The sequence below is a fragment of the Janthinobacterium sp. 13 genome (genome assembly GCF_002749695.1).
Classification (GTDB): domain Bacteria; phylum Pseudomonadota; class Gammaproteobacteria; order Burkholderiales; family Burkholderiaceae_D; genus Janthinobacterium; species Janthinobacterium kumbetense.
Map to the genome: position 1 here is coordinate 5,824,749 of NZ_PEEQ01000001.1, position 14,555 is coordinate 5,839,303.

Genomic DNA, 14,555 nt, shown 5'->3' on the forward strand with positions numbered 1-14,555 from the left:
CGTCATGAACCCGAGTACCCTGGATGGCCTGGAGGCCTCCAATATTGCCGATGCGCTCGCAGCAGAGTCCTTCGGCGAGCCTGCCCCAGGCATCGTGCTGCGCGATTTCCTGGTGGCGAACTATGCCCGCCTGCACCGCCGGTTGCTGCGCAACCTCGGTTGTCCCGACTTGGCCAGCGATTGCCTGCACGACGCCTGGCTTCGCCTGGCGGACGCCAGCGCCCCTGTCTTCGTGCAAAACCCGAACGCCTATGTCTACCGGGTGGCGTGCAATGTCGCGATGGACGAGCTGCGTGGCAGGCGGTCCGCGCAATACGACGATGCCGCGGCAATCGAGCATCTGACGGATCCGGCGCCCGGCCCGGACCTGATTGCGCTGGCCCGCTCGGACCTGGCCGAGGTCGAGCGCGTGATGCAGCGCATGCCGTACCGGCACCGTTCCGTGCTGGTCGCCCTGAGGATCGAAGAAAAAACACGCCAGGAGGTTGCGGACGAGTATCAGGTTTCCCTGACCAATATCGATACGATGCTGCGCCAGGCCCTGGATCATTGCGCCCGGGAAACCGGGCAGAATGTGCTCGGCGGCATTAACCAGTCCCGGCGAGGTTTCTCGCGCCGCTGGCAGGCCAAGGTGCTCGCCGCCGAGTCCACTGCGCTGGCGCGGCAACGCCCAGCTGCCGACCTGTTCCGTTTTGTCCAACAAACCCAGTCCCTTGGCGAAATCCCTCGCATGACGCGGATTGATCACCGCCACAGGAGCAGCAGTAGCCAGTAACGCAGCGGTGTCAAAGGTCTCATCACGATGGTGCTGTCGCGTTGTTGATCGGTGGGTGAAATTTTCCCGGCATGGCACTTGAGCTCTCAAACTGGACGGACCTGTCCTGCCAGCGCATAAAATTGGTCGGCGAACGGCATTGTCACGGTGCGATCCGTTGCGAATTGGCTTTTGCTGGTCATCCCCCTGAGTTCGATGCTGAGGATATCGCGGGCGGCGAGCGAAATGATTTAATGTTGAACATCGGCCTGCGCAGTTGCTTGAGGGTTAGGGGACGACGCTCAGATCGGAGTGATTGACGTGGCATTACTAGGAATTATTAGGCGCTGGCATCTTCGCGACCAGGTCTCATTGAGGGAAATGGCGAAGCGCCTCGGCATTTCGCGCAATACCGTCCGGCGCTATCTGCGCTCGGAGATAACCGGGCCCGCCTATGCGGAGCGCTAATCGGCCAGCGCCATCGACCCGTATGCTTTTCACTTCGCAGCCTGGCTCAAGACCGAGGCGGCCAAATCACGCGAGCAACGGCGCAGCCTAAAACAGCTTCACGAGGATCCAATGGAATTGGGCATGCCTATCCCTGTTGCCCTTCCCATCGGCACGAGTTACCTGGATCGCCTTTGGTGGGGTCGTCTTGGTTCAGACCGAACCATGATGATGAAAGATCGGCAGCGCTTGCCCGATGACCGATGGCGACATTATCACAGGTCCGACGTTGCGCTCCCATCGGGAATGACCAGTACAAAATCGTAGCCCTGAATCATGCCTTGAACACTGCTGTTTCCATTCGCCAGGGTTTTCGCCGATCCCAGCAAGGGGCGCACATCGAACAATGACCATTCCTTATGCTCGCTCGCTGCGGCGAAGAAGGGCAATACGCCAGCCATGGCGGACTTGATATCGGTTTTCTCGATTTCTGTCGAGACCGATGCGCGTCCAATTCCAGCAAATTGCGCCTGCTGGCCTTTGGACGCCAGCACCAACACGTGCAGCGATTTCTGCCCGCGGCCTTCCGCATATTCAGCCAAATAATTGCCGATCTCCCGGCTACCGGCACTCAGCGGGTTATAACCTCGGAATACATGAACTGCACCGGCTTTCAGCAACATGCGCTGTGCAGGCGCAAGCGTCAAATGGCTGGCCACATTCCGCTTCATTAGTTTGGCACGCTGTGTATTGGATGAATATCCCTGTCCCGGAGTGATGTTTTTGCTATAAATGCTGCGGCTTTCGATCAACGAATTTAACATCGCCAAGGCGGGCATGTCCTTGGGGGCCGTGAGCAGCTTCTGTAAGGCGAACAATTCCTCTTCTTTGACTTTCAACATGAAAAGATCACGCGGGTCTCCGCTCGTCGACGCCCGGCCATAGTCATCGTTTTCAAGCTTGCGGAAGGCCTCGATTTTTGATTTCGCCAAAGGACCAAGCGGTTGCCCGGCCATTTGGTCGAGCAAATATTTCGAAGCGCCCATGAGTTCCTGATCCATTCCCACTAATTGGAACGATGGTCCTGCAGCTTTAGCGAAACGGGCCAGGAATTGCGCCTCAGCTTGCCAATTGTAGAAAGCAGTAGCGACCGGATAGGCCTTATTAAATGCTGCTATGCCAGCAACGCCAGTATTGGCCTTCAACGTCTTTGCCAAAGCATCAGCAACAGCCGGCCCATTTTCGACAATCAGTGTCGTAAATCCTTGACTTGCCAATTCTTCAAAATACGCCGCCGAAAAATTCGCAATTTCTGCAATGCCATGGTCCTCGCCGATGAGTACGAATTGGCTCTCCCGACCTGCATCTATCAATGTTGCCGCGCCGGAACCAACCATCTTTCCATGGTCGATTGCGATCGTCGTGCGAAGGGCGGCCAAACGGTCTGGCAAGGATGGTGGCTGATCCGCCGACAATGCAGGCATGGCCAAGCCGGCCAAAATGATAGAAATAATTATGGAATGAGTTTTTCGCATTATTTTTCGCAAGAATTGCGTTCTGGTCGGCGATTTCAGTCGCGGGGTATCAGCATGCTACGCGTAATCAGGGGCGGCTGACCTTGAAGGACATTTTCCTTTTATGGATTTTCCATATTGGCTGGAAGGAAGAATTTGCCAATGCTACGGTAAATCAGGTGACGCGACAACTATCCTGACGCAGGAGGAAGTTAATAATTTTTTGTAAATGGTCATTGGACAGGACCCTGCCGCCATTAAGGTAGCGGGCGGTTGGCAATGCCAACCGCGCCGCCAGCCGCTAATGCGACAGCACCGAATCGCGCGACCGGTGCCCGAGGTAAGGCAGCAAGCTGAGGAGGCCAAGCACGGCCAGCGCGACGCCGACCCACAGCGGGGAGCGCAGGCCGTAGCCGGCGGCGATGCCGAGGCCGCCTAACCATGATCCGGCGCCCAGGCCGATGTTGATGACGGAAGTGTGCACCGTGTTGACCAGCGGCCCAGGGTGGGCGGTCTTCATCACGCGGGCGATGATGGCGGGGTTCATCGACATGCCGACCAGGCCTGTGACGACCAGCAAGGCGACGCTGATGCTCTTGTCGTGCGCAAAGACGGCGAACAGCGCCAGGCTGATGCCCAGGATGACCATGCCCCAGACCATGATGACGGTGGTATGGCGGTCCGCATAGCGGCCGACCACGGCATTGCCCACCACGTTGGCGACGCCGTAGACGCCCAGCAGCCAGGGGATGGCTGAGGCGGGAAAGCCGGTAATTTCCGTCAGGATGGCCGCGAAGTAGCTGAACGCCGCGAAAATCGCTCCGATGATGAGGCCGCTGCTGGCATACGCTGCCCACAGGTGGCGGTTGCGGAATTCCCCCAGTTCATTGCCGAGGCTGACGACTTCGGACGGTTTGGCGCGCGGCACCAGCACGGTGATGAGCGCCAGGCACAAGAGCGCCAGCACCACCACCAGCCAGAAGCTGGCGCGCCATCCCAGGTGCTGGTCGATGAGCGTAGCGACCGGCACGCCCACTACGGAAGCGAGCATGAGGCCGCCGATCACGACGGCAGCGGCGCGTCCGCGCGCGTTGGGCGCGACGATGTCGGCACAGATCGCCAGGGACAGGCCAAAGCAGGTAGCGGCGGCCACGCCCGTGACCACCCGCGCGATGGCCAGGATGTCATAGCTTGTGGCGGACGCGGCGACGGATTGGGCAAGGACATACAAGCACAGCAGCCACAGCAGTCCCTTCTTGTTCGGTACGCGCAGCTTGAGCAGGACAATGGTGCTCAGCGGTCCGCCGATGACCATGCCCATGGCGTAGAGCGAGATCAGATAGCCGATCCGCGTCACCGGTTCGTCCATGGCCAGGGCCAGCGACGGCATCATGCCCGCCACCATGAATTCGGATGTCGTTAACGAAAAGATCGTCAACCCCAAAATGTAAACAACCAGCGGCATATCAATATCCTTCGAGAGTAATAACAAAAACACTTGCCAGGCGTGGCGCGCGCTCCGGCCGCATGCGGCCCTTGCGCGCGCCACGGCCCGGTCAGGTGTTGCAAGACGTAAAGACGCTGTCCGGAATGTCGCCGACAAACAGGTTGGGAAAGTCGCGTACCGACAGGTGCTGCGGGTCATTGCCCGTGACCATGCGCAGCAGGCGGTTGCCGCCGGCCTCCAGGTAAAAGACCGATGGCGGCTTGCCCGCCCGTTCCACTACCCAGGCGTCCGCCTCCCGGCCCAGCACGGTGTGGCGGCCGTCGTGACGGGCGCCGCCGTCCAGCAGCACCGCTTGCGGCAGGAACAGCTCATGGAACGGGGTCACCTCATCGGCCAGCGCCGTGCCCTGCAGCTGCTCGCAGGTGGCTTGCGCTTGCCTCGCGTAGGCCACTTTCTGCTTGCGGCTTTGTTCACGCCTGGCGTCGCCGATTTCCGACATCCACAGCAAGTGTCCATGTTCCTTTTCCGACCAGGGGTTGAACAGGCCATCGATGCGGCAGATGTTGCGCGCATAGTCGAACCAGCAATAGCCGGACGTGACCTGGTCATCCGCCTGCATCGGCGTCCAGTAGGAAATATAAGCGCTGCTCCATTGCAGCGGCAGCAGCGGCGGGGCGGGGTGTGTCGGCATGGCAGCTCCCTAGCGGCCCAGCGCGTAGCCGAGGCTGGCCATCAGCGCTTCTTGTAGCGACGGCAAGTCCTTGCGGCGGGCGTCGAAGCTGGCGGTCAGCTCTGCATTGCTCAGTTCGATACGCTCGCCCACGCTTTCAAACCACAGGCGGCTGCTGTTGGCGTGCTCCTTGAACAATTGCATCAGGGGCACGGCGCGGGCATTGAAACTGTCCAGGGCGGCGGCCGTGCTGGCTTCGGTATCGAGGATTTTCACCAGCAACAAGGCTGCCACTACCGCCATGGTGGTGCCGTGGCCGATGGAAAAATGCCCCGATTGCAGCGCATCGCCCAGCAGGACGAACTTGCCGTCGGAGGCCCGGTCACGGCTGAGAGTCATGAAATTGCGCCAGCCCTGGCCCGGTTGGCTCTGCAGCCTGTGTTCACCGAGTTCGGCTTTGAACGTCCTGGCGATGTACGCGGCTGCATCGCGCTCGGAAAGCGCTTCCAGCCCGGCCTTGGCGTACGTTTCTTCGCTGCATTCGACGATGAAGGTGCTCATCGTGTCCGAGTATTTGTAGGCATGGCCGATGAAAATGCCTTGTTCATTGCTGCGGAACACCAGGTTCATCTGGTCGAACAGCTGGGTGGTGCCGTACCAGATGTATTTGTTGCGGCCGAAATCGATGTGCGGCGCCAGTGCTGGCGGCAAGTCCAGCGATTTGTAATTGACGCCATTCGAGACCACCACCAGGTCGTACCCGGCTTCCAGCTGCGCCTTGTCGGCCGGCGGCGCTTCGTAGCGGATGGCGATGCCGGCCGCCACGCATTTGGCGCGCAGGGCTTGCACCAGGGCCTGGCGTCCGACGCCGCACAGGGTAACGCCCGTGCTCATCAGGTTGGGCTGGTCGTGATGCACGAGCTTGAATTCTTCCAGGAACTGCGGATTGAGCCGTTCCGGCTGCTCCAGGTAAGAGAGCGGATTGGCGGGATGGCGCGGCGGCCGTCCCGGCAGCACCACGCCCCAGCCCAGCACTTCCTCCGGCGTATTTTTTTCCGTAATGCTTATATTCCAGCCGGGCTGGGCCTGTTTCATCTGGCTGGCGAAGAGCAGGCCTGCGGGACCTGCGCCGATGACGAGAATGTTCATTAATTTACCCTTCCAAGTTTGTACCAAACGTTTTGTTTCTTCTGGATTTGCTGCAATTCATCGTAGGGAACCGATGTGAAGTACAGTTTCTCCGCCATGTCCGGCGGATAAACACGGGGGAATTTCTTGTGCATGTAGCGCGTGTAGCGCGTCTGCAGGAAGAAAATCAGATTCGGATTGCTCAGCGCTTCATAGTTGGCGATCGCCATGTCCTGCATGGCGTCCGCCTGTACCTTGCGCTGCAGCGTGAACTCGGACAGGGCAGGGCCCAGGGCATTGCCGTGCTTTTCCAGCAGGGAAACGAAGACGTGGACGTCTTCCAGCGCCATGTTCATGCCTTGTCCAAGGAACGGGGCGGTGGCATGCGCCGCATCGCCGATCAGCAGGATATTGGCCTTGTAGTGGAAGGTGCTGGAGCGGACATTGATGAGGTCGTTGCTGGGCAGCGCCATGAACTGGTCGAGCATCTCCTTGCGGCGCTCCGGCGGCAGGCTGCCGAAGTAGCGGTTGAAGAAGTCGGCCATGGCTTCGCGGTTGAGCGTGCCCAGGCTGGGCGTGCCGGTGTAGGGCAGGCACAGGGCAAAGCTGATGCTGCCGTCCGGGATGGTGGCCGCGCGGCCGGCAAACAGGCCCTTGGAATCCATGCCGAAGAAGTACAGCAAATCCTTGCGGAAACCCAGATCTGCCGCGTGCGGCAACACGAGAGTCTTGTAGCCGTGGCGGAAGTAACTCTGCCTGAACTCGAAACGGCGCATGCCGCTTTGCATGGCGCGCCGTACGGCCGAGTGGGCGCCGTCGGCGCCAATGACCAGGTCGCCATACAGCTGCTGCACGGCGCCGTCCGGGCCCTGGACCAGCACGATCTTTCTTTCCAGATCGACATCCAGGCATTTATGCTCAAAGTAATACTTCACCTCGTGCTTGACGGCATGCCGGTTCAGCAGACGCTGGAAGGCCGTGCGGTCCAGCGACAGGGGAAACAGGCCTTCGAGCGGGGTCAGCTCGCGTATCCGGTGCCGGCCGCCCACGCTGAAGGCCATGCCGACGATGGGTTCGCCGCACTGGTCGAGCTCCTGTTTGCTGATGCCAGCTCCCAGGACGGCCTTGATGCCGCGCACCGTCATGCTCACGCCGATGGCGCGCGAGTTGACGGGGTCGGCGTTGGCGGCATTCTCCAGCAGCGGATCGCCGCGTTTTTCGATGACGTGGACATCGTGCCCCCGTTGCGCCAGATAAATGGCGCTGAGGCTACCTGCCAGGCCTCCGCCGACGATAATGATTTTATGCATTTCAGGCCTCTCTTGACATCTTTCCCCGAGATAAATCGGTAAGTTGCTGATTAAAAAACTCCAACATTTCTATCGGTGCCATGCCGATGACATCGCTCTCCAGGCCGCGCGCGTACTGCGCCAGCGCCAGGCACTTCTGCGCCAGCATGTCGCAGCCCAGGCTGTAGTCGCTGCTGACCTGGCTGCTGACCGGTTCGGGCACGGGCGGTCCCGCATGGCGGCCGGGCACGCCCGATGGCATGTTCATCAGGGCCGCCGACAGGGGACGCAACAGGCCGGTCATGATGTCGATGGAGGCGTTCATCAGGCGCGAGCGGCGCAGGCTGCCCAGCGGCCGTTGCGCGAAATGGTGGGCCATCAGCAGGAAGGTCAGCTCGTAGCAGCCTTGATACAGCTGCATCAGCGCGCGCGCCGTTTGATCCGTCACCACGCTGCAGTCCGCCCGCGCTTCCAGCACCGGATTCTTCAGCGCCGGCAGCGCCGGCTCGAACGGCTTGCCGCAGGCGGAGAACTTGCTGGCGACGGTGCGCAGCCGCTGGAAGTGCGACGAGGCGAAATGCGGCGAATCGACGGCCACGCCTTCGCCCTGCTCGGTGACGAAGTCGATGGCGAACAGCGCGCTGTCGCGGTCGGACACTTCCAGCTGGTAGCCAGGATAGGCACGGTTGGTCAGTTCTTTCAGGAACAAATGGTGTTCGCCGCCGCGCTTGCCGCCGCCGCTCTCGAACAGGCCGGGCAGCTCGGCCAAGGCCTGGCGGATCGCGATATAGAAGGTGGCAATCGATTTGCCAGGCGTGGGAATGTAGTCGGGCCATTCGAAACGCACGAAACGGGCCAGTACGTGTTCGGAAAATGGCTCGAATGCAAATTCCGTGTCCAGGCCGAAACGCTGGCGCGCCTGCTGGCCCAGCACCGGGGCGCCTCTATGGAACGGTTCGCCGAGCGCCATCAGCACATTGTTGACCAATAAATAGTGAATCATTTCTTCGTGGGCGATTTCCAGCAACATGCCGCGCGTGCCGCTGTTGCGCCGCCGGTCTTCGGCGCCGCAGGCCAGCCCCAGCTCGGCCGGCAGCCAGCGGCCCGCCTGCACCAGCGCCGCCCCCTGCGCATAATTGGGAATGGAATACGCGGCATACAGGTATTGCAGCATGAGCGACAGTTCCAGGTCGATGGCCTTTTTCAGCTCGTCGATCAGTTCCGCCTTGCTGCCGATGGCGTGCGGCGTGGCCGGTGCCGGCAGCGCCGCCTTGGCCTTTGCCTCAACCTGCGTCAGGTATTTCAGGAACAGGCGCGATTTTGGCAGCGACAGTTCGCGCGTGCTGGGCATGTAGTAGCTCTTGTCGCGGTTTTGCGGATCGCACATCTGCCACATCAGGCGCGCATACGTTTCGCACTTGCACTGGTCCGCCAGGCTGAAGACCTTGTCCGACATGAAGGGATACACGAGCTCGTAGTAACTCATCACATGCCGGTAGAGGAAGGCGTAGTCGACTTGTTCCGCCGGTACGTCGTCGAGGTCCCAGTCGTCGGGCAGCACCCGCACGCCGAGGTATTGTCTTGCGCTGCCTGTCCCCAGCACGATGCGGGTCGCGCCCGGCTGGCGCCCCGTCAGGGTCAGCGCCGTGTAGCCATGGCCGAGCGGCGACGGCTGCTGCTCCACGGCCAGCAGCGCGCCGTCTTCCGCCTGCGCCAGGGACGGGGGCGCCGCCAGCTCGCCGCGGAAGCGGCTTTGCACGGTGATCGTCTGCGGGAATGCCTCGTGCTTGTTGCGGTTCGGCGCTTCCAGGTACAGCTGGTTGCTGTCCGATTGCGATACCCAGTCGGCCTCGTCCCACTGCGCCTGCGCGCTGCCCAGGCTGAGCGAACCCGCGGCGGGGGCATGTTGCAGCGGTACGTCGAAGACGCCGTGATGGCGCCAGTGGTCGCGGTACAACTGCTCGGGAATCCGCGCCAGCAAGGTGCCGGAGTCATCCTGCAGCAGCAGGTCGCCGAGCGCCTGCTTGCCGCCCAGGGCATGCGTGGGATGCTGTTCCGATACGGCGTCCGCGTCGCGCGTGGTGAAGGGGATGGCGGTCGGCATGTTGAACGAGACGCGGTCCGCATGCAGTTTCACCAGCACCGGTCCCAGGCTGGCCTGGCGCGGCTGCAGCAGGCGGCCGGCCGGATAGGTGGCCAGCTCGTCGCGCCGCCACAGGCCGATGCTGCCGGCCAGATCGTAGAACACGGGCGAGTCCGGTTTTTGCGGCGTCGACATATTGAACAGGCAATACTGCACCGTCAGGCCCAGCACCTCGTCGTCGGCCAGGGCTTGCTGCAAGGCGTGCATACTGGCCGGCAACGGCAGGTCCGCATTGAACAGGAAATGCGGGTCTTGCTTGGACACGGAGAACTGGAACAGCCTGGAGCGGCCGATTTCCTCGTCCAGGAAATGCCCGCTGCGTTCCGTGATATGGCCGCTGCCGAGCCAGCGCACCGAGTGCGCCTGCGCGATGTCGGCGGTAAACAGCGTGGGTGTGTTGGGCGTGGCCAGCTTGTCGCTCAAGGTGAACTGGCCCGCGTAGATCAGCGTGGTGTCCGGCTGGGCCGGGTTGTTGTCGATCCACCTGGCGCGGTTGAAGGTCGTGCGCAGGTACTCGTTGTAGTGGCCCCACAGGCCCAGCTTGGCGCCCACCAGCGGGTCTTGCGTATCGACCTCGCCATCGCGCAGCTGGACGCCCGTGATCCTCGCGTTTTCCCACGAAAAATGATTATTCCCGCAAAAATTGTGGCCTGCCGCCAGGCTGAAGATGCCGTCCGGATCGGGCTTGCCCTTGGCGTCGAAGCGGGGGGCAAGCTGTTTCAGGTGCGCATGGAATTCAGCCGGCGGCCGGCTCAGGTCGACAGGCTCGCCCGCCATCGATACCGTGTTCGTGGCGATATCGATGTTGCCGTGCGTATTGCGATTCCCCGTCGGCACATTGGCGCGGGCAAAACCCCGAAAATGCAGACGGGGGAAGTCAAGTAGGCTCATGCGCGCTCGGTCGAGGAAGTGATGAAGGTATCGTTGGCGGCGGCGACGTCTTCCCGTTGATCTAGCCGCTGCAGCAACAGGCCGCTGGCGTGCTGGGCGCTGATCAGGCTGCCTTCCATCCAGCCGCAATGCGCGGTATAGGCATCCGAGCAAGAGATGATGCCGTCCCGGTGCAGCAGGACGGCCGGGTGCTCGGCTTCCGGTTCCACGCAAAACTCGACGCCATGCGGCCAGAACTTGTGGAAGTGCGCCTTGATGGGCGGCAGCGGCTGGCCATCGAGCGGCAGGACGTCTTCCAGGTGGCGGCGGACGCGCTCCAGGTACACGTCTTCACCGAGTTCCAGGCTGTCCCGCCAGTAGGTGGCGCTCTTGCTGTCGGTGTAGAACAGCACATACTTGTCGCTCTTGAAGTAGACCTTGCGCAGGGGATTGGCCGCCATCAGCACCTTGTCGGTCAGCCCCAGCGCCTCCCACCAGGCCGTGTCGAACGTGAGGAAGCCCTTGAACAGGGGCAGCGAGTCGTACTGGAACGGGCTCCAGGCGTTCGGGAAATCCAGGTTCAGGCGCGGCATGGCGGATGGCGGGATGGCCATCACCAGGTGGCGCGTGCGGTGCATCTGCGTGTCGCCCTGGTGGCTGAAGGCGAGCACATGGTCGGCGCCGGATTTTTCGACGGACAGCAAGCGGTGTTCCAGGCGGAATTCCACCCCGGCGGCCTGGGCCTGGTACTGCAGTTGGCACAGCAACGCGTGGTAGCCGTCGGTGGCATAGCGCCACTGGTTGGCGGCGTTTTCCGTAAAGTGCTGCGTTTCCGGGTGTTTCTTGATGATGTCGTAGGCCATGGCCGCCGACACCATCGGCAGCAGCAGGGCGTCATAGCCGGTCGCCTTGATGATGTGGGTGGCCTTGGCGGCGCCCAGGTAATGGCTGAAGAATTCGAGGAAGGAGTCGTTCGGATGCTCCTTGAGCATCGGGCTCAGGCCATGCAGCGTTGCCTTCAGCTCTTCCAGCACGCTGTCGTGGGAAATGACCTCGGTGAACGGGTAGACGGCATGCGGCAGTCCGCTGCCCTGCATCAGCTGCTGGAAATGCGGATGCAGCTGCGGCGAGTAGCGGGCGGCGCCGAGTTCGGCGATTTCCTCGCCATCTATTTTCCGCGACTGGATGCGGCCGCCGACGGTGGCATTCAGGTCGAAGACCCGGATGCGCAGCTTCCTGCTGGCGGCGGTGTCGATCAGGCGGTTGGCGCAAGTCAAGCCGCCTATGCCGGCGCCTACGATGCAAATGTCAGAATACGTGCTCATACGAAATTCCTTTTTAACGTTCATTAATCAAAAAGCTGCAAAATCGCTAGCAAAAGTTTCCCCTGCACGTATAGGCAAGGGAGGTGGGACGCTGGGTGTTACCGCACTTGGCGAGCGTTATCGGCTGGGGAATGAAGAGCCTGGCGAGAACTGGCGTTGTTTCTGGAATGGTCGATTCTTGGCTGCAGAGTTTCTGTTTCAAATCAAAGATGGCACCGACAGTAGCCCAGGCATCGGGCAGTCAATTTGATAAATATCAATGTAGTTGTCGTTCGGTGTTGCGTCCTTGTCGACGCAGCGAGGCAGGCGGGATGGCGGCGGCAGTGCGCCGGGCAGTGGCAGGGAGGTATGGAATGCGGTGCGGGGCGGCGTATCGAGCCGCTGGGGGAGTGTCGCCGTTTGCCGATGGCGGCAGGAACAGCGTTGGGTCCTGCCGCCATCAGCGGTGGCTTGGTCTGCTTCTTGCTATTTTTACTGTGTTTCTACTGTTTCTGCTGTTTCTTGCTTTGCGGCTGGCGCGCAGTGCATGCGCCAGCCGGGCGATGCCCGATGCCGGCGCCCGTCAGAAATCCACGGCGGCCGACAGTTGCACGCTGCGGGGCGCCGATTGCGAGACGGTGCCATACGAAGCCACGCCGGCCCAGTAATGGCGGTCGAACGCGTTCATCAGGCCGCCGCGCAAGGTCGTCGCCTTGCCGGCGATGGCCGTGCGGTAGCGCAAGCCCAGGTCCACCTTGGTCCATGACGGCACCGACTGCAGATTCGTCTGGTCGACAAACTGCTTGCCGGTGTAGCTGACGGCGCCCGTGGCCGTCAGGCCGGGCCAGTACGGCACATCCCATTCGCCACCCAGGTTGGCCATGGACGTAGGCACGCCCACGGGGCGCTTGCCCATGGTGGCGGCGTTGTTGGTCTTCACCAGGCGGCCGTCGAGCAAGGTGATGCCGGCCAGCAGGCGCACGGCCTTGCTGGCGGCGCCCGACAGGTTCAGTTCCAGGCCCCGGTTGCGCTGCTCGCTGTCCATGCTGTAGACCTTGCCATACAGCTGGCCGCTGGGTTTCGTCACCTGGAACACGGCCAGGGTCGCCAGCACCACGCCGAAATCGGCCTTGGTGCCCACTTCATACTGCTTGCTCTTGTAGGGCGCGAAGACCTGGCCCGCGTTGTCGGCGATGTTGGGCGCGATATCGCCCTTGCTCAAGCCCTCGATATAGTTCGCGTACAGCGACACGTGGCGCAATGGCTTGACGACGATGCCGGCCAGCGGCGTCAGGGCGCCCTGCTTGTAGTGCGTGGTCAGCGCGCCCGTCGTCGCATGGTAGTTTTTCGCTTCGACCAGCTGGCGGCGCACGCCCAGGGTCAGTTGCACGCGCTGGTCCAGCATGTCCAGGGTGTCGGCCACGGCCAGGCTGGACAGGGTGGAGGCGGACAGCTTCGGCGCGCGGGCCGGGGCGGCAATGCCGGGGTCGGCCACGGCGACAGGGTGGTAGATATTCGAGGTGATGAGCTTGCCGGAATTGCTGACGCTGCCAAATTCGTCCTGGTAGACATTGCCCATCACAACCAGCGCATGCTCGACACCGCCCGTGCGAAAGCGCGCGCGCACGCCCGTGTCCGCGCTGGCGCGCCGCACGCGGAATTTCCAGTTCATGGGCGTGACCGTCATGTCGCCGGCCGCGCTGGTGATGGTCGGCGTCTGGTCCGAATAGCGCGACACGTCGGAGCGCGTGCCGCCCACGTCGGCAAACACGGTGACGTTGTCGTTCAAGTCGTATTCGACCTTGCCCAGGGTGGCCAGGTCGTTGGACTTCCACCAGCCCCAGGATTGGGCGATGTTGCGACGGCCGTCGGGCGCTGCCGGTACGGGCAGGCGGGCGGCCACGAGGAAGGGGCGCGTGGGCGCGTCGATCCACTGGTATTGTTCGATCACGTCGAGCGAGGCGCGCAGGCGCTGGCCCTGGTAATCGAGGGCGATGGCCGCCACTTCCGCGCGCGACGTCTGGTGGTCGAGCGGCGTGCGGCCCTGGCGGTGCAAGCCATTGAAGCGGATGCCGAAGCGCCGCTCCTCGCCGAAGCGGCGGCTGACGTCGATGGCCGCGCCAGCCTGCGAGCCCGCGCCGTAATCGACGGTCAGGCGCGTCAGGTCGCGCGGCAAGGAACGTTTCGGCACGGCGTTGACGACGCCGCCCACGCCGCCGTTCGGCGACATGCCGTACAGCAAGGCGGCCGGCCCCTTGAGCACTTCCACGCTCTGCAGATACTCCGTAAACAAATGGTAGTTGGGCGAGACGCCATACACGCCGTCGAACGCCACTTCGCTCAGATTGCCTTCGTTGAGGGGGAAGCCGCGGATGAAGAAGGAATCCGTGACGCCGCCGATCTGGCCCGTGAAGCGCGTGGACGGGTCGCCGCCCAGCACCTCGGCCAGGGTCAGCGCCTGCTGGTCCAGCATGCGCTGGCTGGTGTAGCTGTTGACGCTGAACGGCGTGTCGAGCAAGTCTTTTTCGCCCAGCATGCCGGCGCGCGCGCTCTTGGCGATCTGTCCGCCGGCGTCCGCTTCGGCTTGTCCGTTGACCAGCACGGTGGCGAGCGGGGCGGATGCATCGGCCGTCGCCTGGGCGATCGCCTGCGGCGTCACGCTGGCGACGAGCAGGCCGGCGAGGATCAATCGGGTGGTGAGGTGGGGGTGGGCGAGTCGGGAATATGGAATGGGCATCAGGGGCAAGCGTATAAAGTTGATAGGGAGGAATTGCACACAAGATATTATAAATGAGAATCATTACGATTTATAATGATTAATATATTCATTGCCGCCACGGCCGCATACATGCCGCGCGCATGCCTGGAGGGCATTTCAGCGCGGAAAATGGCCATCCTAGGCCCTCAGATCCGGATATTTGCTGTCTTATATAAGATTCGTCGCCATCTGATACACAAACAGCGGCAGGACAGTCTAAAATACGTGGTG

Annotated in this window: 9 protein-coding genes and 3 pseudogenes; 3 read left to right on the forward strand and 9 right to left on the reverse strand. The window is 62.1% G+C overall.

Going from position 1 to position 14,555, the window contains the following annotated elements; all coding sequences use genetic code 11:
* Positions 1–4 precede the first annotated feature (4 nt).
* Positions 5–544 (forward strand): annotated as a pseudogene (locus CLU94_RS25550) (RNA polymerase sigma factor); the annotation flags it as partial.
* A 114-nt stretch (positions 545–658) separates the two neighbouring features.
* Here CLU94_RS25550 and CLU94_RS28945 read toward each other — a convergent pair.
* A pseudogene (locus tag CLU94_RS28945) lies at positions 659–754 on the reverse strand (IS110 family transposase); the annotation flags it as partial.
* Positions 755–1,066: 312 nt separating this feature from the next.
* On the opposite strand from CLU94_RS28945, the pseudogene CLU94_RS25555 reads away from it, so the two are divergent.
* Positions 1,067–1,345, forward strand: a pseudogene (locus tag CLU94_RS25555) (helix-turn-helix domain-containing protein); the annotation flags it as partial.
* Between the two features lie 131 nt (positions 1,346–1,476).
* Here CLU94_RS25555 and CLU94_RS25560 read toward each other — a convergent pair.
* The 7 genes from CLU94_RS25560 to CLU94_RS25590 form a co-directional block, all read right to left on the reverse strand.
* Entirely contained in the window at positions 1,477–2,685 is a 1,209-nt protein-coding gene (locus CLU94_RS25560; RefSeq protein WP_143451550.1) for a hypothetical protein, read from the reverse strand.
* Between the two features lie 331 nt (positions 2,686–3,016).
* Entirely contained in the window at positions 3,017–4,180 is a 1,164-nt protein-coding gene (locus tag CLU94_RS25565) for an MFS transporter (protein ID WP_099667715.1), read from the reverse strand.
* Positions 4,181–4,271: 91 nt separating this feature from the next.
* Positions 4,272–4,853, reverse strand: coding sequence for a violacein biosynthesis enzyme VioE (gene vioE / locus CLU94_RS25570; protein WP_099667716.1), 582 nt, complete (start codon positions 4,851–4,853; stop codon positions 4,272–4,274).
* A 9-nt stretch (positions 4,854–4,862) separates the two neighbouring features.
* Positions 4,863–5,981, reverse strand: coding sequence for a tryptophan hydroxylase (locus tag CLU94_RS25575; protein ID WP_099667717.1), 1,119 nt, complete (start codon positions 5,979–5,981; stop codon positions 4,863–4,865).
* A complete protein-coding gene (locus tag CLU94_RS25580; protein WP_099667718.1) occupies positions 5,981–7,270 on the reverse strand; it encodes an FAD-dependent oxidoreductase in 1,290 nt (429 codons plus the stop codon). Before CLU94_RS25580 ends, CLU94_RS25575 begins: the two co-directional genes overlap by 1 nt.
* A gap of 1 nt (position 7,271) precedes the next feature.
* Positions 7,272–10,283 carry an iminophenyl-pyruvate dimer synthase VioB gene (gene vioB / locus CLU94_RS25585; RefSeq protein WP_099667719.1) on the reverse strand — a complete coding sequence of 1,004 codons (3,012 nt, stop codon included), beginning with the start codon at positions 10,281–10,283 and terminating at the stop codon, positions 7,272–7,274.
* On the reverse strand, positions 10,280–11,587 hold the full coding sequence (locus tag CLU94_RS25590; protein WP_099667720.1) for an FAD-dependent oxidoreductase: 1,308 nt from the start codon (positions 11,585–11,587) through the stop codon (positions 10,280–10,282). The genes vioB and CLU94_RS25590 overlap by 4 nt, the downstream gene beginning before the upstream one ends.
* Here CLU94_RS25590 and CLU94_RS28220 point away from each other — a divergent pair.
* The gene (locus CLU94_RS28220) at positions 11,562–11,837 is read left to right on the forward strand and encodes a hypothetical protein (protein WP_143451551.1); all 276 of its coding nucleotides are present in this window, start codon (positions 11,562–11,564) and stop codon (positions 11,835–11,837) included. The two genes, CLU94_RS25590 and CLU94_RS28220, sit on opposite strands and share 26 nt — an antisense overlap.
* A 312-nt stretch (positions 11,838–12,149) precedes the next feature.
* Here the strand turns inward: CLU94_RS28220 and CLU94_RS25595 are convergent, their stop codons facing one another.
* The gene (locus tag CLU94_RS25595; protein WP_099667721.1) at positions 12,150–14,303 is read right to left on the reverse strand and encodes a TonB-dependent receptor; all 2,154 of its coding nucleotides are present in this window, start codon (positions 14,301–14,303) and stop codon (positions 12,150–12,152) included.
* Positions 14,304–14,555 lie beyond the last annotated feature (252 nt).

Coding starts and splice junctions, on each gene's coding strand:
- CLU94_RS25595 (WP_099667721.1), bottom strand. CDS start 14,303: ATGCCCATTCCATATTCCCGACTCGCCCACCCCCACCTCACCACCCGA.
- vioE (WP_099667716.1), bottom strand. CDS start 4,853: ATGCCGACACACCCCGCCCCGCCGCTGCTGCCGCTGCAATGGAGCAGC.
- CLU94_RS25590 (WP_099667720.1), bottom strand. CDS start 11,587: ATGAGCACGTATTCTGACATTTGCATCGTAGGCGCCGGCATAGGCGGC.
- CLU94_RS25575 (WP_099667717.1), bottom strand. CDS start 5,981: ATGAACATTCTCGTCATCGGCGCAGGTCCCGCAGGCCTGCTCTTCGCC.
- vioB (WP_099667719.1), bottom strand. CDS start 10,283: ATGAGCCTACTTGACTTCCCCCGTCTGCATTTTCGGGGTTTTGCCCGC.
- CLU94_RS25580 (WP_099667718.1), bottom strand. CDS start 7,270: ATGCATAAAATCATTATCGTCGGCGGAGGCCTGGCAGGTAGCCTCAGC.
- CLU94_RS25565 (WP_099667715.1), bottom strand. CDS start 4,180: ATGCCGCTGGTTGTTTACATTTTGGGGTTGACGATCTTTTCGTTAACG.
- CLU94_RS25560 (WP_143451550.1), bottom strand. CDS start 2,685: ATGCCTGCATTGTCGGCGGATCAGCCACCATCCTTGCCAGACCGTTTG.
- CLU94_RS28220 (WP_143451551.1), top strand. CDS start 11,562: ATGCAAATGTCAGAATACGTGCTCATACGAAATTCCTTTTTAACGTTC.